We start from the raw sequence: 933 nt of genomic DNA, 5'->3' as shown, positions 1-933 counted from the left end.
TCTCCCGTCACGGGCTGCGCGGAACCCGGCAGCACCGTCATCATCCGGGACGCCGCGGGCACCGAGATCGGGCGGGGCATCGCGGGCGAGGACTGCCGCTTCCTGGTCGCGCTCACCCCCGTCCCCGGGCCGGGGGAGGCGCTCACCCTCACCGCGGAGGACGCGGCGGGGAACACCTCCGCCGAGGCGCTCCTGCTGCTCGGCGAGCCCGCCCTCCGCCTGCGTGACCCGGTGCTCTCGCCCGGCGACAGCCAAGCGGCGACGGGGACCGGCTACCAGCCGGGGGAGCCGGTCACCCTGCGGCTCAGCGGGGCCGTCTCCGCGGAGCTGAGCGACCTTATCGCCGACGCCGCTGGCGTCGTCACCGCCGAGGTGCCGGTGCCGAGCGACAGCCGGGCGGGCACCGTGGACGCGATGCTCACGGGGGAACGCAGCGGGGCGGCCCACGCCTCATTCGAGGTCCGCGCGACCGCCCCGGGTCCGAGCCCGACGCCCCCGAAGCCGAGTGAGCCCGGCCCCGCACCCGCGCCGACGGGCGAAGCCCCCAGCCCGTCGGGGTCTCCCGGGCCGGACGTACTCGCCCGCTCGGGTGCCCCCGCGCCGGGCTGGGCGCTCGCCGGGGCGCTGATCACGGCCCTCATCGGCGGCGGCCTGCTGCTCGGCGCACGCCGCCGGCACCGCGCCAACCGCCGCTGAGCGCGGCGCGGCCCGGGGCCGCTGCGCATCGGTGTTGCGATGCGCAGCGGCCCCGGGCGGCTCACCCGGTTTCCCGGGCCGAGTGCGCGGCTGGTCAGCCTGCCGAGCCCTGACTGCGCCGCGAACGCAACAGCAGGACGGTGCCGAGCAGGGCGCTCGCCGCTGCGATCCCGAGGGGGAGCGTCACATCGCCGGCCCCCGTCTGCGCCAGGGCCCGGTTGCGCGACCCGGAAACGA

The 933-nt window shown here is 78.2% G+C and carries 1 protein-coding gene; it reads left to right on the top strand.

Annotation, left to right across the window (positions count from 1 at the left end):
- Positions 1 to 696, top strand: a 696-nt coding sequence (locus OOT08_RS06335) for an Ig-like domain-containing protein (RefSeq protein ID WP_325091741.1), incomplete at its 5' end; no start/stop codon positions are given.
- Between the last annotated feature and the right edge of the window lie 237 nt (positions 697 to 933).

This window comes from Leucobacter sp. M11 (assembly GCF_035726885.1).
GTDB lineage: Bacteria > Actinomycetota > Actinomycetes > Actinomycetales > Microbacteriaceae > JAPFRB01.
This window is presented reverse-complemented; position numbering and strand designations above follow the sequence as displayed.